Source organism: Streptomyces sp. NPDC088197 (genome assembly GCF_044741185.1).
Taxonomy (GTDB): Bacteria; Actinomycetota; Actinomycetes; order Streptomycetales; family Streptomycetaceae; genus Actinacidiphila.
Genome location: NZ_JBIUSD010000007.1, coordinates 237,216 through 258,103 on the forward strand (window position 1 = coordinate 237,216; position 20,888 = coordinate 258,103).

The 20,888-nt window shown below is 73.8% G+C and carries 22 protein-coding genes; 15 read left to right on the forward strand and 7 right to left on the reverse strand.

Features of this window, described 5'->3' with window-relative positions:
* Positions 1 to 21: 21 nt before the first annotated feature.
* Positions 22 to 1,023: a type I pantothenate kinase gene (gene coaA, locus ACIOC1_RS19390; protein ID WP_391050427.1), complete on the reverse strand. Its 1,002-nt coding sequence runs from the start codon at positions 1,021 to 1,023 to the stop codon at positions 22 to 24.
* Between the two features lie 159 nt (positions 1,024 to 1,182).
* Here coaA and ACIOC1_RS19395 point away from each other — a divergent pair, with 159 nt between their 5' ends.
* The 3 genes from ACIOC1_RS19395 (at position 1,183) to ACIOC1_RS19405 (ending at position 5,195) form a co-directional block, all read left to right on the forward strand.
* Positions 1,183 to 1,551, forward strand: coding sequence for a holo-ACP synthase (locus ACIOC1_RS19395; protein WP_355340163.1), 369 nt, complete (start codon positions 1,183 to 1,185; stop codon positions 1,549 to 1,551).
* Positions 1,552 to 1,666: 115 nt separating this feature from the next.
* Positions 1,667 to 3,106, forward strand: a complete 1,440-nt coding sequence (locus ACIOC1_RS19400; RefSeq protein ID WP_401855548.1) for an NAD(P)H-hydrate dehydratase — start codon at positions 1,667 to 1,669, stop codon at positions 3,104 to 3,106.
* Between the two features lie 475 nt (positions 3,107 to 3,581).
* Complete coding sequence (locus tag ACIOC1_RS19405) at positions 3,582 to 5,195, forward strand: M48 family metalloprotease (protein WP_401855551.1); 1,614 nt, start codon at positions 3,582 to 3,584, stop codon at positions 5,193 to 5,195.
* A 12-nt stretch (positions 5,196 to 5,207) separates the two neighbouring features.
* Here ACIOC1_RS19405 and ACIOC1_RS19410 read toward each other — a convergent pair whose 3' ends face one another.
* Positions 5,208 to 5,576, reverse strand: coding sequence for a VOC family protein (locus ACIOC1_RS19410; RefSeq protein WP_401855554.1), 369 nt, complete (start codon positions 5,574 to 5,576; stop codon positions 5,208 to 5,210).
* Positions 5,577 to 5,603: 27 nt separating this feature from the next.
* Complete coding sequence (locus tag ACIOC1_RS19415) at positions 5,604 to 6,377, reverse strand: oxidoreductase (RefSeq protein ID WP_401855557.1); 774 nt, start codon at positions 6,375 to 6,377, stop codon at positions 5,604 to 5,606.
* Between the two features lie 78 nt (positions 6,378 to 6,455).
* On the opposite strand from ACIOC1_RS19415, the gene ACIOC1_RS19420 reads away from it, so the two are divergent.
* From ACIOC1_RS19420 to ACIOC1_RS19440, 5 genes are all read left to right on the forward strand, one after another.
* Positions 6,456 to 7,016 (forward strand): TetR/AcrR family transcriptional regulator, encoded by a 561-nt coding sequence (locus tag ACIOC1_RS19420; RefSeq protein ID WP_401855559.1) that lies wholly within the window; start codon positions 6,456 to 6,458, stop codon positions 7,014 to 7,016.
* A gap of 499 nt (positions 7,017 to 7,515) precedes the next feature.
* The gene (alr, locus tag ACIOC1_RS19425; protein WP_401855561.1) at positions 7,516 to 8,673 is read left to right on the forward strand and encodes an alanine racemase; all 1,158 of its coding nucleotides are present in this window, start codon (positions 7,516 to 7,518) and stop codon (positions 8,671 to 8,673) included.
* Between the two features lie 147 nt (positions 8,674 to 8,820).
* Positions 8,821 to 10,044 carry an alpha/beta hydrolase gene (locus tag ACIOC1_RS19430; protein ID WP_355336783.1) on the forward strand — a complete coding sequence of 408 codons (1,224 nt, stop codon included), beginning with the start codon at positions 8,821 to 8,823 and terminating at the stop codon, positions 10,042 to 10,044.
* An 11-nt stretch (positions 10,045 to 10,055) separates the two neighbouring features.
* On the forward strand, positions 10,056 to 10,655 hold the full coding sequence (gene tsaE / locus ACIOC1_RS19435; protein ID WP_391163421.1) for a tRNA (adenosine(37)-N6)-threonylcarbamoyltransferase complex ATPase subunit type 1 TsaE: 600 nt from the start codon (positions 10,056 to 10,058) through the stop codon (positions 10,653 to 10,655).
* A gap of 150 nt (positions 10,656 to 10,805) precedes the next feature.
* Positions 10,806 to 11,015 (forward strand): hypothetical protein, encoded by a 210-nt coding sequence (locus ACIOC1_RS19440; RefSeq protein WP_401855565.1) that lies wholly within the window; start codon positions 10,806 to 10,808, stop codon positions 11,013 to 11,015.
* Positions 11,016 to 11,085: 70 nt separating this feature from the next.
* Here the strand turns inward: ACIOC1_RS19440 and ACIOC1_RS19445 are convergent, their stop codons facing one another.
* Positions 11,086 to 11,637 (reverse strand): hypothetical protein, encoded by a 552-nt coding sequence (locus tag ACIOC1_RS19445; protein WP_401855567.1) that lies wholly within the window; start codon positions 11,635 to 11,637, stop codon positions 11,086 to 11,088.
* A gap of 101 nt (positions 11,638 to 11,738) precedes the next feature.
* Between ACIOC1_RS19445 and tsaB the strand changes: the two genes are divergently transcribed.
* Genes tsaB through ACIOC1_RS19470 form a run of 5 tightly spaced genes read left to right on the forward strand, consistent with a single transcriptional unit; the run spans position 11,739 to position 15,372 of the window.
* Positions 11,739 to 12,404 carry a tRNA (adenosine(37)-N6)-threonylcarbamoyltransferase complex dimerization subunit type 1 TsaB gene (gene tsaB / locus ACIOC1_RS19450; RefSeq protein WP_355336786.1) on the forward strand — a complete coding sequence of 222 codons (666 nt, stop codon included), beginning with the start codon at positions 11,739 to 11,741 and terminating at the stop codon, positions 12,402 to 12,404.
* Between the two features lie 44 nt (positions 12,405 to 12,448).
* A complete protein-coding gene (gene rimI / locus ACIOC1_RS19455; protein WP_355337193.1) occupies positions 12,449 to 12,976 on the forward strand; it encodes a ribosomal protein S18-alanine N-acetyltransferase in 528 nt (175 codons plus the stop codon).
* Positions 12,977 to 12,981: 5 nt separating this feature from the next.
* Positions 12,982 to 14,151: a tRNA (adenosine(37)-N6)-threonylcarbamoyltransferase complex transferase subunit TsaD gene (tsaD, locus tag ACIOC1_RS19460; RefSeq protein WP_401855570.1), complete on the forward strand. Its 1,170-nt coding sequence runs from the start codon at positions 12,982 to 12,984 to the stop codon at positions 14,149 to 14,151.
* Entirely contained in the window at positions 14,148 to 14,420 is a 273-nt protein-coding gene (locus ACIOC1_RS19465; RefSeq protein WP_391050434.1) for a hypothetical protein, read from the forward strand. Before tsaD ends, ACIOC1_RS19465 begins: the two co-directional genes overlap by 4 nt.
* Before the next feature lie 19 nt (positions 14,421 to 14,439).
* Positions 14,440 to 15,372 carry a polysaccharide deacetylase family protein gene (locus tag ACIOC1_RS19470; RefSeq protein WP_401855572.1) on the forward strand — a complete coding sequence of 311 codons (933 nt, stop codon included), beginning with the start codon at positions 14,440 to 14,442 and terminating at the stop codon, positions 15,370 to 15,372.
* Here ACIOC1_RS19470 and ACIOC1_RS19475 read toward each other — a convergent pair.
* The gene (locus ACIOC1_RS19475) at positions 15,363 to 16,628 is read right to left on the reverse strand and encodes a THUMP-like domain-containing protein (protein ID WP_391163416.1); all 1,266 of its coding nucleotides are present in this window, start codon (positions 16,626 to 16,628) and stop codon (positions 15,363 to 15,365) included. The genes ACIOC1_RS19470 and ACIOC1_RS19475 overlap by 10 nt on opposite strands.
* 231 nt (positions 16,629 to 16,859) lie before the next feature.
* Here ACIOC1_RS19475 and groES point away from each other — a divergent pair, with 231 nt between their 5' ends.
* Both groES and groL read left to right on the forward strand, forming a co-directional pair.
* A complete protein-coding gene (gene groES, locus ACIOC1_RS19480) occupies positions 16,860 to 17,168 on the forward strand; it encodes a co-chaperone GroES (protein ID WP_093740451.1) in 309 nt (102 codons plus the stop codon).
* Between the two features lie 136 nt (positions 17,169 to 17,304).
* Positions 17,305 to 18,930 carry a chaperonin GroEL gene (groL, locus tag ACIOC1_RS19485; RefSeq protein WP_355336791.1) on the forward strand — a complete coding sequence of 542 codons (1,626 nt, stop codon included), beginning with the start codon at positions 17,305 to 17,307 and terminating at the stop codon, positions 18,928 to 18,930.
* A 465-nt stretch (positions 18,931 to 19,395) separates the two neighbouring features.
* On the opposite strand, the gene ACIOC1_RS19490 is transcribed toward groL, so the two are convergent.
* Entirely contained in the window at positions 19,396 to 20,172 is a 777-nt protein-coding gene (locus ACIOC1_RS19490) for an SDR family NAD(P)-dependent oxidoreductase (RefSeq protein WP_401855577.1), read from the reverse strand.
* A gap of 34 nt (positions 20,173 to 20,206) precedes the next feature.
* Entirely contained in the window at positions 20,207 to 20,878 is a 672-nt protein-coding gene (locus tag ACIOC1_RS19495) for an MOSC domain-containing protein (protein WP_401309269.1), read from the reverse strand.
* Positions 20,879 to 20,888 lie beyond the last annotated feature (10 nt).

Here is a 20,888-nt window from a genome sequence, read left to right on the forward strand (position 1 = left end):
ACCGGCGCCGGGTGACCGGCGTCAGAGCTTGCGCAGCGACAGGCGCTGCACCTTGTGCCCCGGCCCCTTGCGGAGCACCAGCGTCGCCCGGCTGCGGGTGGGCAGCACATTCTGCTGCAAGTTGGGCTGATTGACGGTGCGCCACATCAGCCGGGCGTACTCCAGCGCCTCGTCCTCCGAGACCTGGGTGTACTTGCGGAAGTACGAGTGCGGGTCCTGGAAGGCCGTCTCGCGCAGTTTCCTGAACCGCCCCAGGTACCACTGCTCGATGTCCTCGGTGCGCGCGTCCACGTACACGCTGAAGTCGAAGTGGTCGGCCAGGCCGATCCTCGTCCTGCCGTCCTTGCCGGGCAGCGCCGGCTGGAGGACGTTCAGGCCCTCCACGATGAGGATGTCCGGGCGGCGCACCGTCAGCGTCTCGCCGGGCACGATGTCGTAGATCAGGTGCGAGTAGACCGGCGCGGTGACCTCGTCGCGGCCGGCCTTCACGTCCGCCACGAAGCGGGTCAGCGCGCGGCGGTCGTACGACTCGGGGAAGCCCTTGCGGGACATCAGGCCGCGCCGGTGCAGCTCCGCGTTGGGCAGCAGGAAGCCGTCGGTGGTGACCAGTTCGACCCGCGGGTGCTCGGGCCAGCGGGCCAGCAGCGCCTGGAGCAGCCGGGCCGTGGTCGACTTGCCCACCGCCACACTGCCCGCCACCCCGATCACGAACGGCGTCCCCGGCTGCGCGTGGTGCCCTCCCCCTGCCTTCGGCGGAGGCGCCCCCACCGCGTCCCCCAGGAAGGTGTTCAGCGCGCCGCGCAGCCGGTTGTGCGCGGCCACGTACAGATTCAGCAGCCGGGACAGCGGCAGATAGACGTCCACCACCTCGTCCAGGTCGATCACGTCGCCCAGGCCGCGCAGCCGCTCCACCTCCTCGGCGGTCAGCGGCAGCGGCGTGCGCTCGCGCAGCGCACTCCACTCCTCGCGGGTCAGGTCGACATAGGGGCTGGTCGCGGCTGGGGTCGTCGGCACGGGCCCCATTGTCCAGACGTGCGCGTACGGAGCGCGGGCGGGGGGTGCGGAGCGCGTGCGGGGGTGTGGCGCGCGGCCGGGGGTGCGCGTGCGGGCGGGGGCACGGCGGGTGGGGGCACGGCCTAAGCTGGCCGGCATGAACGGCACGTCGGGCGAAGGGGATGGCCAGTGATCGTCGGGGTCGGGATCGACGTCGCCGAGATCGACCGCTTCGCCGCCGCCCTGGAGCGCACGCCCGGCATGGCCGACCGGCTCTTCCTCCCCGGCGAACTGCTGCTGCCGACCGGCGAGCGGCGCGGTGTCGCCTCGCTGGCCGCCCGGTTCGCGGCCAAGGAAGCGCTCGCCAAGGCCCTGGGCGCACCCGCCGGGCTGCACTGGCTCGACGCCGAGATCACCACGGAGCCCTCCGGCCGGCCCCGGCTGACCGTCACCGGGACCGTGGCCGCGCGGGCCGCGGAGCTGGGGGTACGCGGCTGGCACGTCTCCCTCAGCCATGACGCCGGGGTCGCGTCCGCGGTGGTCATCGCGGAGGGCTGACCCGCGGGCGGATGCGCCGGGCGCGTCCGGTCCGCCTGGTCGGGGGGCTGGGTGCGCGCCGGGCGCGTAGTGTCCGTTGAGGCTGTTTCCGTCGAGCCCTGCCGGAGGACTTTCCATGAGGTACGCGCACGCGGTGGAGACCGTACGGGCCGCCGAGGGCGAGTTGATGGCCCGGCTGCCCGAGGGCGCGCTCATGCAGCGCGCGGCGGCCGGGCTCGCGGGGGCGTGCCGGGACCTGCTCGGGCGTACGTACGGCGCGCGCGTCGTCGTCCTCGCCGGGAGCGGCGACAACGGCGGTGACGCGCTGTACGCCGGTGCCCGGCTGGCCCGCCGCGGCGCCGCCGTGCACGCCGTGCTGCTGGCCCCCGAACGCGCCCACCGCGGCGGCCTCGCCGCCCTGCTGGCCGCCGGGGGCCGCGCCGCCGCAGCGGAGGACGCCGAGGCGCTGATCGGGCGGGCCGACCTCGTGCTCGACGGGATCGTCGGCATCGGCGGCAAGGGCGGCCTGCGGCCCGGCGCCGTACCGCTCGCCGAGGCCGCCGGGGCCTCCCGCGCCGTCGTCGTCGCCGTCGACCTGCCCAGCGGCGTCGACGCCGACACCGGGGAAGTCCTCGGGGACGCCGTGCACGCCGACGCGACCGTCACCTTCGGTACGTACAAGCCGGGGCTGCTCGTCGACCCGGCCGCCACCTTCGCCGGGGCGCCCCGGCTCGTCGACATCGGCCTCGGGCCGTACCTCGGCGAACCCGAACTGGAGGCGCTCCAGCACGCGGACGTCGCCGCCGCGCTGCCGCGGCCGGGGGAGTCGAGCGACAAGTACCGGCGCGGTGTCGTCGGCGTCGTCGCCGGGTCCGGGCGGTATCCGGGGGCCGCCGTCCTCGCCGTCTCCGGCGCGCTGCGGGGCGGCGCCGGGGCGGTGCGCTACGTCGGGCCCGGCGGCGACGCCGTGCTCGCCCGGCACCCCGAGGTGCTGGTGTCCACCGGGTCCCCGCACAGCGCCGGGCGCGTTCAGTCCTGGGTGGTCGGGCCCGGCATCGGCGACTCCCCGGAGGCGCGGCAGGCCGTCACCGACGTGCTCGCCACCTCGGTGCCGGTCCTCGTCGACGCCGACGCCTTGCGCTTCCTCTCGCCCGCCGCCGTACGGGAGCGGAGCGCCCCCACCGTCCTCACCCCGCACGCCGGGGAGGCCGCCGCGCTGCTCGGCTGGGCGCGGGAGGAGGTCGAGGCGCGGCGCCTCGACGCCGTGCGGGGGCTGGCCGGGCGGTTCGGTGCCACCGTTCTGCTTAAGGGGGCCACCACGTTGGTGGCTTCGCCGTCGCCCCGGGCGGCCGTTCGCGTCAATCCGACGGGGGTCGCGTGGCTGGCGACGGCGGGGAGTGGGGACGTGCTGTCCGGGCTTGCGGGGTCGTTGCTCGCGGCGGGGCTTGCGCCGATGGACGCGGCTGCTTGTGGGGCGTACCTGCATGGGCTCGCTGCGCGGCTGGGGTCGGGGGGAGCGCCGCTTGCGGCGTTGGATGTGGCCGCCGCCGTTCCCACTGCGTGGCGCAGCCTTTAGCTTGTCTTTCCCGCCCGCCCACCCCTGCGGGTGTTTGTTCGTCTGCGGGTGCCGCTTGTGCCTGGGTCGGTGCCGGTCCGGGGCACCTCCTCGGGCGACGAACGTGTCCGCACTTCGATGACGTCCAGCCCTTGTCTGTTCGTCCCCCTGCGGGGGCACCCCGGCCCGTCCCCTCCCGGTACGTCGGCGTCCGGCGGTCCGGTGGGGGTGCCGGGGAGGGGGGTGGGTGGGCTCGGGTGCGTCGGTGTTCGACGGTCCGGTGGGGGTGGGCTCGGGTGCGTCGGCGTCCGCCTGTCCGTGGGGGTGGGCGGAGGGGGTGGGTGGGGGCTCGGCTGCTTCCGGTGCGTCGGCGGCCGACGGTCCGGGGGGGGCAGGTGAGGCGGGGGATCGGGGGGGCTTGGGGTGGGGGGTAGGATCTGCGGGCCTTGTCGGGGTGTGCCGGTGGGGGTGGGCTGGTCCTGTGGGGGGATTGTCGATGACGTTCCGGCTGCGTGCTGTGCGCGCGTTGGTGTTGCTGGTCGGGTTCGTGTTGTTGGGGTTTGTGCTGTTGGCGGCGATGGCGGCGCTGGACTGGCTGCTGGTGACGCGGTGGTTCGCGGCGGGGGCGGCGTGGTTCGAGGGCACGATTTTGATGGTCACGGCGTTGGTGGCGGTGGCGATCGTGCGGGGGATGCTGGCGTTTCTGCGGGCCGGGCGGCTGGGGTCGGTGCCGGACGGGGTGGCGGTCACGGCGCAGGAGCAGCCCGAGCTGTGGGAGCAGGTGCGGGCGGCGGCGGAGGTGGCGGGGGAGCGGGCGCCGGACGAGCTGTACCTGGTTTCCGAGGTCAACGCGGGGGTGGCGGAACAGAGCCGTCTACTGGGCCTGTTGCCGGGGCGGCGCCGTCTGCTGCTGGGCCTGCCGCTGCTCGCGGGGCTGACCGTGCCCCGGCTGCGGGCCGTTCTGGCGCATGAGTTCGGCCACTACGGCAATCGCGACACCCGGCTCGGCGGCCTCACCCTGCGCGGCCGGGCGGCCGTACTGCACACGGTGGAGGTGTTCAGCGAGGGCACCACGCGGATGCATTACGTGGTCGGGGCCGTCTACGTCGGCTACGCCCGGATGTTCCTGCGGACCTCGCAGTCCGTCGCCCGCCAGCAGGAGTTCGCCGCCGATGAGTCGGCCGCCCGGTACGCGGGCCGTGACGCGACGGTCGGCGCACTGCGCGCCATGCCGGTCATCGACGCCGCGTACGACCACTACGTGGACACGTACGCCGGGATGGGCGGCCCCGTGGGGGCGCTGCCTCCGGTCGGCGAGGTCCTCGGCGGATTCTCGCGACTGCTCGCCGCCCGGCCGGGGGAGAGGCTCGCCGCGCTCGCGGACGGTCGGCGTCCGCCGAAGCCGCACCCGTACGACTCCCACCCGCCGCTCCAGGATCGGATAGCCCGGATCGAGCGGCTGCCCGCCGACGGTGCGACGGATGAAGCTGAGGGGGAGGCGAACGCGCTGTCCCTGCTGCGGGACCAGAGCCAGGTGTTCGCCGCTCTGGAGGCGCGCACGCTGCCCCCGGAGGCGGCCGAGCGCCCGCGTCTGGCCTGGGACGACCTGGTCATGGCCCGCGCCTCGGCGGATGCCGAGGGCTGGTCCCGACCGCTGCTGCTCGCGGTCGCCAGGGCGCTGCGCGCGGAGTCGCCGGACCAGGACGGCGCGGCCCGTACGTCCCGCCGCGCGTCCTCCGAGACGGTGACGGACACCGATCTGCCCACCTTGGAGGACGTGCTCGACGCCTTCGACCACGGCCTGCTGTGGATGGCGGTCGCCGACCGTATCCCCAAGCCGCCGCAGGCGGGCCGCCTGACCGGCGCGTCGGCGCGCAACTTCATCCGGCCCGTGGTCTTCGACGGGCTGGCCGGTCTCATCCAGCTCCGTCTCATCGAGTCCGGACTCGCCGCCCCCGACATCGCCTGGACGGGCCGCCCCGGACTTGTTCTCCCGCCGGCCTGGGAGAACGGCATGGACGACGCCATCGACGCGGCCATCGCCGACAGCCCCGACACGGCCCCCCTCCGCACGCTCCTTGCCGCCGCCGACCGGGAGGTCGTCCCGTAGCCGTCGCGGGGGTCAGGCCGGGCGAACGCAGAAGGGGTGCCCGGCCGGACTGGCGTAGACCCGGGCGCCCTCGCGGTCGGCGGAGCCGACGTCGCCGGTCGGCCGCAGCCGTCGGCCGCCGGCCGCGAGCACCCGCGTGTCGGCGCTCTCCATGTCGTCCGTCGCGAGGTCGAAGTGCATCTGCTGGGAGGTCCCGTCGGGCCACCGCGGCATGACATGCCCCGGAACCCGCTGGACCACGAGCACGGGGAATCCGTCGCTGCGCAGGAAGTGGTGCGTGGCCGTCCGGGTGACCGAGCCGCCGAGCAGGCGGTGCCAGAACGCGCCTTCGCTCTCCGGGTCCGCGGCGTCCACGATCAGTGACGTCAGGCTGAAGGTCACGGTGTCTCTCCTCGGAATCGCTGGGGCTCAGACGGTGGGGATGATGCCGCCGTCGACCCTGAACTGGGCGCCGGTGAGCCATTTGGCGCGGCCGGACGCGAGGAACGCGATCATCTCGGCGACGTCCTCGGGTTCGCCGGGCCGTCCCATCGGCAGCTTCAGGTGCTCCACGATCCGCTGCGTGACGTCGTCGACGCCGATGCCCTCACTGTCGGCCATCCGCCGGAGGTGGTCGGCGGCTCCCTCGGTGACGACGAAGCCCGGCAGCACGCACACCACGCGTACGCCGTGGCCTCCCACCGCCGTCGCCAGTTCGCGGCTGTAGGCGTTGAGCGCCGCCTTCGACGCGGCGTACGACGCCTCGGCGGGCTGGGGGAGGTGGCTGGCGATGGACGAGACGTGCACCACGACGCCCGAGCCGCGCTCGACCATCCCCGGAACCAACGCCCGGTCGAGCCGGACCGCGCTGAGCAGATTCATCTCCAGGTCGGCGAGCCACGACGCGTCGGACCGCTCCAGAGTCGGCATCGGCCCGGTCGCGGCTCCCGCGTTGTTCACCAGGACGTCGACGCCTCCGACGCTGTCCAGCACGCGCTGCCCCAGCTCCCGCACCCCCTCCTCGGACCGCAGGTCGGCCGGGATGAAGGCGGCGTCCAGGTCGTCCGGCGGCGCGGTGCGCGAGGCCGTCAGCACCGTGGCGCCCGCGGCGGCGAAGCGGCGGGCCGTCGCCTCCCCGAGCCCTCGGCTGCCGCCGGTCACCAGCACACGCAGGCCGTCAAGCCCCTCGTTCTCGATCGTCACGGACGTTCTCCCCAGTAAAGTGAACCCGACTCCGGAAACTGTACACAAGCGGAGTCCGATTCACCTTATGGAGGACTGTTGCCGTCACCACGCCCGTTGCGCGCCGACGCCCGCCGCAACCGCGACGCGCTCCTCGCCGCCGCGCGCGAAGCACTCCTCTCCGACGACGACGCCCACGTCGAGGAGATCGCCCGCCGTGCCGGTGTGGCCGTCGGCACGCTGTACCGCCACTTCGACACCCGCGAAGCCCTTGTCGCCGACGTGTACCGCCAAGAGGTCGCCGACCTCTGCGCGGCCCCCTCCCGGCTGCTCGCCCAGCACGCCCCCGACGAAGCCCTGCGCGCCTTCCTCCTGCTGCTCGTGGAGCACGCGGCGGTCGGCCGCGGCATGGGCGAAGTGCTGGAGAGCATCATGGCGACCGACTCGCCCGTCTTCGACGACACCCGCGCCGAGATGGCCCGTGCCCTGGACCACCTCCTCACCGCCGGCGCCGCCGCCGGCCTCATCCGCGAGGACGTCAGCGGCCGCCTCCTCCTCCGCGCCCTCGGCGGCATCTGCGGCCTGCGCTCCGAAGGCTGGCAGGACGACGCCGTACGCATCGCCTCACTCCTCTACAACGGCCTCCGCCTCCCCGCCTAGCGCCTGTCCGGCGAATCACGAACGGCCCCTGCGACCCCCACCCCGCCCGGCCCCACTGACGGGCACCCGTAGCCGTACGCCACCAGCCCACCCACCCCCTCCGCCACCACAGCGCACCGTCGGCGCCGACGTACCCGAGCCCACCCCCACCGGACCGTCGGCCACCGACGCACCCGAGCCCACCCACCCCGCCCGGCCACCCCCACGGACCGTCGGACGCCGACGTACCCATGCCCACCCGCCCCCTTCCCCGGCCACCCCCACCGGCGGGCGGACGCCGACGTACCGGGAGGGGACGGGCCGGGGTGCCCCCGCAGGGGGACGAACGGAAAGGGGCTGGACGTTTTCGAAGTGGGTGCACGTTCGTCGCCCGAGGAGGTGCCCCGGACCGGCACCGACCCAGGCACAGGCGGCACCCGCAGACGAAAAAGCACCCGCACGGGTGGGCGGGCGGGCGGGAAAGACAACGCCCAGCACCCGACCTGAGACACTGACCGCAATGGACGAGAAGCGGATGCGCGGCTGGGCACAAGTGGACCTGACCGCGCTGCGAGCAAACGTGAGAGCGCTGCGCGCAAAGGCACCCACGGCCGCGTTCATGGCCGTCGTGAAGGCCGACGCCTACGGCCACGGAATGGTCCCGTGCGCCAAGGCGGCCGTCGAGGCCGGAGCGACCTGGCTCGGCGTGGCCACCCCCGAGGAAGCCCTGACCCTGCGGGCAGCGGGCCTGAAGGCCCGCACCCTGTGCTGGCTGTGGACCCCCGGAGGGCCCTGGCGGGAGTGTGTCGAAGCCGACATCGACGTGACGGTGAGCGCGATGTGGGCGCTCCGCGAAGCCACGGCGGCGGCCGAGGCGGCCGGCCGCCCGGCCAGGGTGCAGCTCAAGATCGACGCGGGCCTCGGCCGCAACGGCGCCCAGCCCGCCCAGTGGCCCGAACTGGTCGCACGGGCCCGCGCGGCCGAGCGCGACGGCCTGATCCGGGTGACAGGAGTGTGGGCGCACTTCAGCTGCGCCGACGAACCGGGCCACCCCTCCATCGAGCGGGAGCTGAACGTCTTCAAGGAGGCCCTGGCGCAGGCCGAGGCGGCGGGCCTCGCCCCCGAGGTGCGGCACCTCGCGAATTCGCCGGGCACCCTGACGCTGCCGGAGGCGCACTTCGACCTGGTGCGGCCGGGCGTGGCGATGTACGGCATCTCGCCGGTGCCCGAGATCGGCGGTTCCGCGGACTTCGGGCTGCGGCCGGTGATGACGGTCGTCGGCCGCCTGGCGTCGGTGAAGCGGGTGCCGGGCGGGCACGGGGTGAGCTACGGGCACAAGTACGTGACGCCGGGCGAGACGACGTTGGCGCTGGTGCCGCTGGGCTACGCGGACGGCGTGCCGCGGCACGCCTCGGGCACGGGCCCGGTGCTGGTCGCGGGCAAGTGGCGGACGGTCGCGGGCCGGGTCGCGATGGACCAGTTCGTGGTGGACCTCGGCGGCGACGCGGCCGAGCCAGGCGACGAGGCGGTGCTCTTCGGCCCCGGCGACCAGGGCGAGCCGACCGCCGAGGACTGGGCACGGGCGTGCGGCACGATCGCGTACGAGATCGTCACCCGCATCGGCGCGCGGGTCCCGCGGGTATACGTGGGCGCCAGCGATGGAGCACCGTGCCCGTAGGCGTGACCGGCCCCCTGGTCTCGGTGGGCGAGACCACAGGCGGCAGCGACGACGCCCCGTGTCCCACGGCGTGATCGGCGCGCGGGTCCCGCGGGTATACGTGGGGGAAGGCGCCGGTCCCGGCGCAGGCGACAGCGATGGAGCACCGTGCCAGAAGGCGTGAAGTGGGAGAAGGCAGGGCTGGTCGGCGCGGCGATCGGGGTGGTCGCGGCGGGCGCCGCCGCGGGCGTGGCGATCGAGCGGGTGACCGTCGGCCGCGGGATGCGCCGCCGCGCCCGGCTGGCGCTGGACTCGGCGGGCCCGTACGGAACGCTGCGCGGACAGCCCGGCACGGTCGCGGCGGAGGACGGCACGGAGCTGTACTACGAGACCGAGGACGTCGCGCCGCCCGAGCCCGAGCCGCAGACACCGCCCTCGCGCCGCAGCCGCGGCTGGCTGCGCCGCCGCGCCGAGGCGCCGCAGCCGGTGACGGTGGTGTTCTCGCACGGGTACTGCCTGAACCAGGACTCCTGGCACTTCCAGCGGGCGGCGCTGCGCGGCACCGTACGGGCGGTGTACTGGGACCAGCGCAGTCACGGCCGCAGCGAGCGCGGCCGGGACCAAGTGGCGGGCGGGCCCGCCACCATCGACCAGCTGGGCCGCGACCTGAAGGCGGTGCTGGACGCGGCGGTGCCCGAGGGCCCGGTGGTGCTGGTCGGGCACTCGATGGGCGGGATGACGGTGATGGCGTTCGCCGACCAGTTCCCCGAGTACGTCGAGGAGCGGGTCGTCGGCGTCGCGTTCGTCTCGACGTCGGCGGGGAAGCTGGCCGCGGTGACGCTGGGGCTGCCCGCCGCGGGCGCGCGGGCGTTCCGGGCGCTGGCGCCCGCGGTGCTGCGGGCGCTGGGCAGCCAGGCGGATCTGGTCGAGCGGGGGCGGCAGGCCACCGCCGACCTGTTCGCGGGGATCATCAAGCGGTACTCGTTCGGCTCCGACGTGGACCCGGCGGTCGGCCGGTTCGCCGAGCGGCTGATCGAGTCGACGCCGATCGACGTGGTCGCCGAGTTCTACCCGGCGTTCACCGACCACGACAAGGGCGACGCGCTGTCGGTGCTCGACGGGCTGCCCGGTCTCGTACTGGCGGGGGACAAGGACCTGTTGACGCCGAGCGCGCACAGTACGGAGATCGCCGAGAAGCTGCCGGACGCCGAACTGGTGATCGTGGAGGGCGCGGGGCACCTGGTCATCATGGAGCGCCCCGAGGTGGTGAACGCGGCGCTCGCGCTGCTGATCGCGCAGGCCGCGGACTCGGTGCGCGCACCGGTCCCGCAGGTGCTGCGCGACCTGGCGGCGGCGCGGGCGTCGACCCGTACGACGGCCGCCGACGCGTAACATTCGCGTTCATGGCCACACCGCACGATGCCACGCCGCCGCACGAGACCGCCGCGCAGAACGCCGCCGAGCACGAGGCGGTGCGGCGCGGCGCGACACCGCACGAACCGGGCTCCGTGGGGATCACCGTCCCCACCCCCGACCTGATGCGCGACCTGGGCCGCCGCCTGGCCGCGCTGCTCGCCCCCGGCGACCTGGTGCTGCTCAGCGGCGAGCTGGGCGCGGGCAAGACCACGCTGGCCCGCGGCCTCGGCGAGGGTCTGGGCGTACGCGGCGCCGTCACCTCCCCGACCTTCGTGATCGCCCGCGTCCACCCCTCCCTGACCGCGGGTCCCGCGCTGGTGCACGTGGACGCGTACCGCCTGGGCGGCGGCCTGGACGAGATGGAGGACCTGGACCTCGACGTGTCGCTCCCCGAGTCCGTGGTCGTCGTGGAGTGGGGCGACGGCAAGGTCGAGGAGCTGTCGGAGGCGCGGCTCCAGGTCGTCATCGCCCGTACGGTCGGCGGCCCGGCGGACGGGGACGGCGAGGGCGACGACGTACGCGAGGTGACCGTCACCGGCGTCGGCCCGCGCTGGACCGGCCAGGACCTCACCGCGCTGCGCGCCTGACCCTCGCTCCGATCCCCCGTTCGGCCCCCGCTCCGCCCTCCGTTCCGACAGGCTGTCGGCAAGATGTTGCGCGAGGGCGGCCGGGCGTGGTCTGCTGGTTGCGGGTACCTGGTTAGGGCGCCCTAACTACGTCTCTTCGGGGAGGCGCACATGCCGGCCCAGATCCGGACCCAGGACACGCGGGACCCGCGGCGGGACACCCCGCCGCCCAACGTCGGCGCCCTGCTGGCCGCCGGAGCCGCGGCCCGCACACTGTCGACCCCGCCGGACGACGGCGAGGAGCCCGCGCCGGCGGACGCGCCGGTCACCACGGCGACGGGCAGGACGACGGACGCGCCGGAGGCAGAAACCGGCGCGTGAGACGCGCGGCTACTTCACAGGGCGCCTACTTCACCGGGCGGCTACTTCACGGCGCGGCCACTCCGCGCGGCTACTTCACGACGAAAACACTGCTGCCGATCGTTGCGATCTGCCACAGCGCCGTGCCGTCGAGCCGCGTCTCGCGGATCGCCGCCGTCTGCTTCGAAGGATCAGGCTTCGCCAGCGACCCGTCCGCGGCCGCGCTGAAGCCGACGTTTATCCCGTCGGTCGTCGCGAAGAGCACCACGTGCTCGACCTGGGCGCCGTCGCCTCCTATGCCGGAGGCGCGCCGCGAGAAGACGCGGTGTATCCCCACGCTCGGCGCCACATTGCCCGCGACCACCGCGTAGGTGCGGTCGACCTTCTCCGCGTCACCGACCAGCCACACCCGCTTGGCGGAGATGCCGTAGACCACGCGCCTGCCGGTGCCGGAGGCGGCGGGCAGCGGATACGTCTTCGGCGTCGGCTTGGTGCTGGGCGACTTCACGGCCGAGGTGGAGGGCCTGGCCTGCGGCGGCTGGTCGGGCGCGGAGCCCGCCGCCTGCGCGGCGAGCACGGCGATGACGACCAGGGCAGCCGCAGTGAGCCCCGAGACCAGGGTGCTCGACTTGATCCGCGCCACGGTTGTCCTCCGGATGGGGTTCGCACATGCTCCCGGTTGACGGTAGCAGCCGCGCCGCCCGCGGCCACGACCGTACGGGCGCGCGCCGTACCCTTGGGGACGTGCTGCTGCTTGCCTTCGATACCGCCACACCCGCCGTCACCGCCGCCCTGCACGACGGGGAGCGGGTCCTCGCCGAGTCGACCGTCGTCGACGCGCGCCGGCACGGCGAGTTGCTGATGCCCGCGATCGACCGGGTCCTGGTCGCCGCCGACCGTACGCTCGCCCACGTCACCGGCGTCGTGGTCGGCGTCGGCCCGGGACCGTACACCGGGCTGCGCGTCGGCCTGGTGACGGCCGCGTCCTTCGGGGACGCGCTGGGCGTCCCCGTGCACGGCGTGTGCACCCTGGACGGGCTGGCCTGGGCCGCGGGCGCGGCCGGGCTCGACGGGCCGTTCACCGTGGCCACCGACGCCCGCCGCAAAGAGGTGTACTGGGCGCGCTACGACGACCCGCGGCACCGCGCCACCGAGCCCGCCGTGGACCGCCCGGCCGACATCGCGGACGCGGTACGCGGCCTGCCGTCGGTCGGCGCGGGCGCCGCGCTGTACCCGGAGGTCTTCACCGACCGCCGTCAGGGCACCGAGGACCAGTCGGCGGGCGCGCTCGCGGCGCTGGCCGCGTACCGGCTGGCCGCCGACGAGCCCTTCGACCCGCCGCTGCCGCTGTACCTGCGGCGGCCGGACGCGCAGGTGCCCGCCGGGTACAAGGCGGTACTGCCGAAGTGACCGGGGCCGCTCACGGGAGCGCCACCGCCGTGACGCTGCGCGAGATGCGCTGGTGGGACCTGGACGCCGTACTGGCCCTGGAACACGACCTGTTCCCCGAGGACGCCTGGTCGCGCGCGATGTTCTGGTCGGAGCTGGCCGACGCCCGGCACCCGGCCGCGACCCGCTTCTACGTGGTCGCGCAGGACGCCGGGGGACGGCTCGTCGGCTACGCGGGGCTCGCCGCCATCGCCGGAACGGGTGATGTGCAGACCATCGCCGCCGCCCGCGACCACTGGGGCACCGGGCTCGGCGCCCGGCTGCTCACTACACTGCTGCGCGCCGCCACCGACGCCGAGTGCCACGAGGTGCTGCTGGAGGTACGGGTCGACAACACCCGCGCCCAGCGGCTCTACCAGCGCTTCGGCTTCGAGCCGATCGGCTTCCGCAAGGGCTACTACCAGCCGGGCAACGTGGACGCCCTCGTCATGCGGCTCGCCGACCCGGCCGCCACCCCCGTCGCCCCCGCCGCCTTCGCGCAGACCGACGAAACCGACCCGGCCGCCCCGCCTCCCACCCGTACAGGAAACTGAGATCCATGGCTGACGAACCCCTTGTCCTCGGCATCGAGACCTCGTGCGACGAGACCGGCGTCGGCATCGTGCGCGGCCACACGCTGCTGGCCGACGCGGTCGCCTCCAGCGTCGACGAGCACGCCCGGTACGGCGGTGTGGTCCCCGAAGTGGCCAGCCGCGCGCACCTGGAGGCGATGGTCCCCACCATCCAGCGCGCGCTGAAGGACGCCGGGGTCGCCGCGAGCGACCTGGACGGCATCGCGGTCACGGCGGGCCCCGGGCTCGCGGGCGCGCTGCTGGTCGGGGTGTCGGCGGCGAAGGCGTACGCGTACGCGCTCGGCAAGCCGCTGTACGGCGTCAACCACCTGGCCTCGCACATCTGCGTGGACCAGCTCGAACACGGCGCGCTGCCCGAGCCGACGATGGCGCTGCTGGTGTCCGGCGGGCACTCGTCGCTGCTGCTCGCGCCCGACATCACCAGCGACGTACGGCCGTTGGGCGCGACCATCGACGACGCGGCGGGCGAGGCGTTCGACAAGGTCGCCAGGGTGCTGGGGCTCGGCTTCCCCGGCGGCCCGGCGATCGACCGGCACGCCCGCGAGGGCGACCCCGGGGCCATCGCCTTCCCGCGCGGCCTGACCGGCGGGCGCGACCCGGTCTACGACTTCTCCTTCTCCGGCCTGAAGACCGCCGTGGCGCGCTGGGTCGAGGCCCGGCGCAGGGACGGCCAGGACGTGCCGATCGCCGATGTGGCCGCGTCCTTCCAGGAGGCCGTGGTGGACGTGCTGACCCGCAAGGCGATCCGCGCCTGCCGGGACAACGGCGTCGACCACCTGATGATCGGCGGCGGTGTCGCCGCCAACTCCCGCCTGCGGTCACTGGCGTTGGAGCGCTGCGAGGACGCGGGCATCCGGCTGCGGGTGCCGCGCCCCGGCCTGTGCACCGACAACGGCGCGATGGTCGCGGCCCTCGGCGCCGAGATGGTCGCGCGCGGCCGGGCCTCCTCCACCCTCGACCTGCCTGCCGACTCCTCGCTGCCGGTCACGGAGGTGTCGGTGCCCGGCCACACCCACCCCGGCCCGCACGGCCACGGGCCGGGCCACGCGCACCCGCACGCACACGACCACGGGCCGGGCCACGCGCACGACCACGACCATGTGCACGAGCTGAGCAAGGACAACCTGTACGGATGACCGTCACGCTGATGTGGGAGGCCGCCGCCGCAGAAGGCCGCGGCCCCGACCTCCTCGACTGGGCCAGGAAGCAGGCCCGTACGCTCCCCGGCACGCCGACCCGCCGCGAATTCCTCACCGCGCCCGACGACCGGGTGCTCATCCTCACGTGGTGGGACGCGCCCTACGACGCCGTACTGCCGGAACTGCCCGACCCGGACGGGACGTTGGTGCGCCGCCAGGTGCACCGCTGGCGCTTCACCTCGGTGTCGGTGGAACCCGGCGCCTGAAAGTCGCATCAGCCAGGGTGTGCACCACGATCCCCTGACCCCCGTCCCCACCCGCGCCCGTCGCCGCCCCGGCGGTCGCCCGGCCCGTACCGGCAGCAGGGCCGCTCTCCCGCTGCTGGCGGCGGCCTGCCTGCTGCTCGTCGCGGGCTGCTCGGGCAGCAGCCCGACGTCCGCCTCGACGCCCGGCCCGTCCGCGCCGACGGGCACGGCCACGAGCGCGGGCGGCACCGGGAAGCCCACCACGCCGGCCGGCTCCGCGCAGGCCGAGCGCGCCGCCGCCTTCCGCAAGTGGGGCATACCCGTGCTCGCGGACCCGCCCCCGCCGCCCGCGGTGAAGCCGGTCAAGACCGGCAAGGGGCTGCTGCCGGTGGTCAGCGATGTCCCGACGACGCGGAAGATCGTCTTCGTCACCTTCGACGACGGCGCGGAGAAGGACCCGAAGTTCGTGCGGATGATGCAGGACCTGAAGATCCCCTTCACCATGTTCCTGACGAACGCGATCATCCAGAACGACTACGGCTTCTTCAAACCGCTCCAGGCGCTGGGCAACTCGATCGAGAACCACACCCTGACCCACCCCAACCTGAACACCGAGTCGCTCGCCGCGCAGAAGCACGAGATCTGCGGCCAGCAGACGAAACTCACCCACGAGTACGGCACCGCGCCCGGCCTCTTCCGCCCGCCCTACGGCAACCACAACGCCGCCACCAAGGAGGCCGTGCGGTCCTGCGGTGGCCTGCGCGCGATCATCCTGTGGCGCGAGTCGATGCAGATCAAGAAGGTGCAGTTCCAGCGGCCCGACCACACGTTCCACCCCGGCGACATCATCCTGGCGCACTTCCGCGGGCCCAGTGAGCTCAAGGGCGAGTCGATGACGAGGATGACCGCGAACATGCTCCGGCAGATCGCCCAACAGGGCTTCACCGTGGCCCGGTTGGAGGACTACGTCTGAGAGGTCCCGGTCACCGGCCGCCCGAGCAGCATCGAGGGCGCGCCCGCCACCCGGGTCAGGAACACGGTCGCCGCGTGCGGCCCCCGCGGCTTGACCCGGCGCCGCACCTCCTCGGGCTCCACCGCCGACCCGCGCTTCTTCACCGTCAGCACGCCGACCTCGCGCTCCCGCAGCAGCGCCTTGAGCCGCTTCAGCCCGAACGGCAGCACATCGCCGATCTCGTACGCCGTCGCGTACGGCGTCGGCCGCAGCTCGTCCGCCGTCACGTACGCGATGGTCTCGTCGATCAGGCCGCCGTCCAGCGGGGCCGCCGCCTCCGCCACCAGATGCGCGCGGATCACCGCGCCGTCCGGCTCGTACAGATACCGGCCGACCGGGCGGACCTCCGGGTCGGGCAGCGGCGCCGCCGTGCGCAGACTGGCCCCGCCGGGCAGCAGCGTGGCGCGTACGGCGCCGGGCTCGGTGCCGAACCACAGCGCCGCCTCCTTCACGTCACCGCGGTCCGAGACCCACTCCGCCTCGGCCTCCGGCGGCACCGCCTCGTGCGGAATGCCGGGCGCGACCTTCACCGCGGCGAACGGCACCGCCCGGGCCGCGGCCAACGCCCAGGACAGCGGCGGCGCGTACGCCTCGGGGTCGAAGGTCCGCCCGCCCGTCGCCCGGCCGCCACCCCTCATCGACGTGCCGCGCGCGGCCCCGCCCGGTCCGCCGGTCCGGCGCGCCGGGTCCACGAACACCGCGTCGAACCCGGCGGTGTCCACCTCCGTCACGTCCGCGCAGCGCACCTCGATCAGGTCGGCCAGGCCCAGCGCCGCCGCGTTCGCCCGCGCCGCCGCGCACGCCAACGGGTCCCGGTCCACGGCCAGCACCTCGATCCCGGCCCGCGCCAGCGCGAGGGCGTCCCCGCCGATGCCCCCGCACAGGTCCGCCAGCCGCCGCACGCCGAGCGCCCTGAAGCGCTCCGCGCGGTGCGTCGCGACACTCTTCCGGGTGGACTGCTCCACGCCGTTCGGCGTGAAGTACATCCGGTACGCGTCCTCCTCGCCGAATTTCGCCACGGCCCGCTGCCGCAGCCGCGCCTGCCCCAGCGCCGCCGACACCAGCCCGGCGTCGTACGTGCGCCGCAGCCGGGTGGCCGCCGCCAGCTCGTCGGCGGGGCTGTGCTCCCGCAACTCCGCGAGCAGCGCCTGTCCGTCGCCGGACAGCAGCCCGGCAAATCCTTGGAGGTCCACCCGGCCATTGTCCCCGCCCGCCATGCGCCGGACGACGGGGCCTGGTACCCCCGAGGGGTACCCCTTTGGAGGGCGTCGCCTGGCACTCCGCTTGACCGAGTGCTAAGCGCGTCCTAGTCTCGGTTCTGGCACTCGGCACCGCTGAGTGCCAGCACTCAGCGACGGGCAGGTCCGGCACCCGCGACGACGGGCCTACCAGGTCGCCGACCCAGACAGACACTCTTCCGTGAGCCCTTTGAAGGGGGAGGTCGGATCGTGACGACCGCCAGCACCAAGGTTGCCATCAAGCCGCTCGAGGACCGCATCGTGGTCCAGCCGCTGGATGCCGAGCAGACCACGGCCTCCGGCCTGGTCATCCCGGACACCGCCAAGGAGAAGCCCCAGGAGGGCGTCGTCCTGGCCGTCGGTCCGGGCCGCTTCGAGGACGGCAACCGCCTGCCGCTCGACGTCTCCGTGGGCGACGTCGTGCTCTACAGCAAGTACGGCGGCACCGAGGTGAAGTACAACGGCGAGGAGTACCTCGTCCTCTCGGCTCGCGACGTCCTCGCGATCGTCGAGAAGTAAGCACCGCTTTTACCGCAGCAGTGATCCCGCCCCGGGTTTCCGCGTCCTACGGACCGGGCGCCCGGGGTGGTTTCGTTGCCTGCTCCTGCCGTCCTTGACGACGTGATTTGACGAGTAGACGAGGTAGTTCACAGGCATGGCCAAGACCCTGAAGTTCGACGAGGACGCCCGTCGCGCCCTTGAGCGCGGCGTCAACAAGCTCGCCGACACCGTGAAGGTGACGATCGGTCCCAAGGGCCGCAACGTCGTCATCGACAAGAAGTTCGGCGCCCCCACCATCACCAACGACGGCGTGACCATCGCCCGTGAGGTGGAGCTGGAGGACGCCTACGAGAACCTGGGCGCCCAGCTCGTCAAGGAGGTGGCGACCAAGACCAACGACATCGCGGGTGACGGCACCACCACCGCGACCGTGCTGGCCCAGGCCCTGGTCCGCGAGGGCCTGCGCAACGTGGCCGCGGGCGCCTCCCCGGCCGCCCTGAAGAAGGGCATCGACGCCGCCGTCAAGGCCGTGTCCGAGGAGCTGCTCGCCACCGCCCGCGCGATCGAGGGCAAGGAGGACATCGCCGCCGTCGCCGCGCTGTCCGCGCAGGACAAGCAGGTCGGCGACCTGATCGCCGAGGCGATGGACAAGGTCGGCAAGGACGGTGTCATCACCGTCGAGGAGTCCAACACCTTCGGCCTGGAGCTGGACTTCACCGAGGGCATGGCGTTCGACAAGGGCTACCTGTCGCCGTACTTCGTCACCGACCAGGAGCGGATGGAAGCGGTCCTCGACGACCCCTACGTCCTCATCCACCAGGGCAAGATCTCCTCGATCCAGGACCTGCTGCCGCTGCTGGAGAAGGTCATCCAGTCCGGCGCGTCCAAGCCGCTGCTGATCATCGCCGAGGACGTCGAGGGCGAGGCCCTGTCGACCCTGGTGGTCAACAAGATCCGCGGCACGTTCAACGCCGTCGCCGTCAAGGCGCCCGGCTTCGGTGACCGCCGCAAGGCCATGCTGGGCGACATCGCGACGCTGACCGGCGCCACGGTCATCGCCGAGGAGGTCGGCCTCAAGCTCGACCAGGCCGGTCTCGACCTGCTCGGCACCGCCCGCCGCATCACCGTCACCAAGGACGACACCACGATCGTCGACGGCGCCGGTGACAAGGCCGAGATCGAGGGCCGCGTCAACCAGATCAAGGCCGAGATCGGCACCACTGACTCGGACTGGGACCGCGAGAAGCTCCAGGAGCGCCTGGCCAAGCTCGCCGGCGGCGTCTGCGTCATCAAGGTCGGCGCGGCCACCGAGGTCGAGCTCAAGGAGAAGAAGCACCGTCTGGAGGACGCCATCTCCGCGACCCGCGCCGCGGTCGAGGAAGGCATCGTCTCCGGCGGCGGCTCCGCGCTCGTCCACGCCGTCAAGGTCCTGGAGGGCAACCTCGGCAAGACCGGTGACGAGGCGACCGGTGTCGCCGTCGTCCGCCGCGCCGCCGTCGAGCCGCTGCGCTGGATCGCCGAGAACGCCGGTCTCGAGGGCTACGTCATCACCGCCAAGGTGGCCGAGCTGGAGAAGAACCACGGCTTCAACGCCGCCTCCGGTGAGTACGGCGACCTCGTCAAGGCCGGCGTCATCGACCCGGTCAAGGTCACGCGCTCCGCGCTGGAGAACGCGGCCTCGATCGCGTCGCTGCTGCTGACGACGGAGACGCTGGTCGTGGAGAAGAAGGAAGAGGAGCCCGCTGACGCGGGGCACGGTGGGCACGGTCACTCCCACTGAGTGACGTCCGGCGGTTCCACCGGGGCGGCCCCGGCACCCTCACGAGGGTGCCGGGGCCGCCCCCTTTCCCCGCCCCGGCCCTACGTCGCCTCCCCGACAGACGGCACACCGCCTTCCCCGCGGCGCCCCCCCGGACGGCTCCCTTGCCCTGGGCGTCACGCCGATCTTTTTCGGGGCGCGGCCCCGGGGCGGTTCTTCTGCCGAGGCGGCACGCCGTGTAGTTAGGGGCGCGGGGAACTGCGCGCTCAGCCACGGCGCTGGTGCGCCGTGAAAACCGGCCCCAGCGGGGCAGTCGCTGTTGTTCTCGGGCTGAAAGCCCGGTGGGGGCTGGTCGCGCAGTTCCCCGCGCCCCTAAAAACAGGCCCTGCGTCGGCGCCGCGCGCGTACCCGTGCCCCTAAAGACAGGCCCTGCGCCAGCGTGGCGCGCGTAGCTGCGGCCCTGGGGGCGTGAGCTGAGGGATCGGCTTACCCACGGGGGTCGAAGCGGCGGCCGGCGCGGGTGGAGGCGGCTGCGTAGAGGCCGGGAGGAAGGTGCCGGGCAAGAGAGACGGCGAGTTTGTAGCGGGCGGAGGGCACGCTGAGAATGCGCCGACGGGCGAGATCACGCAGAGCCGCCGTGACCACGGCATCGGCGTCGAGCCAGGCGAAGGAGGGCAGCCGGGAGGCGTCCATCCCGGCCCGGGCGTGGAATTCGGTGCGGACGAAGCCGGGGCACAGGGCGAGGAGCCGCACCCCGGACCCGGCCGTCTCGGCGGCCACGCCCTCGGTGAAGTGGACGATCCACGCCTTGCTGGCCCCGTACGTGCCGCGAGGCATGTAGGCCGCGACGGACGAGACGTTGATCACGTACCCGCGCCCCCGCGGGCGCATGGTCTCGACGGCCGCGCCGGTGAGGCGCAGCACGGCCTCGCAGTGCAGCTTGAGCATGCGCAGCTCGTCGGACATGGGGGCGTCGAGGAAGGTGCCGTGGTTGCCGAAACCGGCGTTGTTGACGAGGACGTCGACGGGCCGTTCCCGGTCGCGCAGCCGCGCTTCCACGGCGGCGATCCCGTCGTCGGTGGTGAGGTCGGCGGGGAGCGCCTCGACGTCGGCCCCGTACCGCTCGCGCAGCCCGGCCGCGGTGTCGGCGAGCCGCTGTTCGTCGCGGGCGACGAGGACGAGGGCGTGTCCGTCGGCGGCGAGCCGTCGTACGAAGGCCGCTCCGATGCCGGAGGTCGCGCCGGTGACCAGTGAAGTCGTCATCCCGGCAGCGTACGGGCCGCTGCCGGACCCTTCGTCAACGCGCCGGACTCAAGCGGCTGTTGACCGCCTCCAGATACGTACGGTTCATGGTGTCGGCCGCGGCCATGACCCGCGGCAGCAGCTCGGACTCCAGGGTCATCGCCCGGAAGAGGAAGGCGACGGTGACCTCGTGGTCCGGCCGGTGCACGACCTCGACCGGGTCCCCGGCGCGGACCTCGCCCGGTGTGATCACCCGCAGGAACGGGCCAGGCAGCCCCTCCCGGGTGAACCGCTTGACCCATCCGCGTTCGTCCAGCCACCCGGCGAAGGTGCGGCACGGGATGCGGGGCGAGGTCACTTCGAGGACGAGCCCCGCGGCGCCGATCCGCCAGCGCTCGCCGATCAGCGCGGCGTTGACGTCGATGCCGGTGGTGGTCAGATTCTCGCCGAAGCGGCCGTCGGGCAGCTCGCGCCCCAGCCGCCGCTCCCAGCGGTCGAGATCCTCGCGGGCGTACGCGTACACCGCCTGTTCGTCGCCGCCGTGGAAGCGCAGGTCACAGACGGTGTCCCCGGCGAGGCCGCCGCCCGCGACGCCGCGCGGTCCGGGCGCCGTGACGGCGACGGGTCCGGTCACCGGGAGCTTCCCGATGCCGGTGAGGCCGCCTTCGCCGTCGGTGTAGGGCACGACGAGGGGGCGGGCGACGTTCACGGAGCGCACTCGGGACATGGGAGGCAGC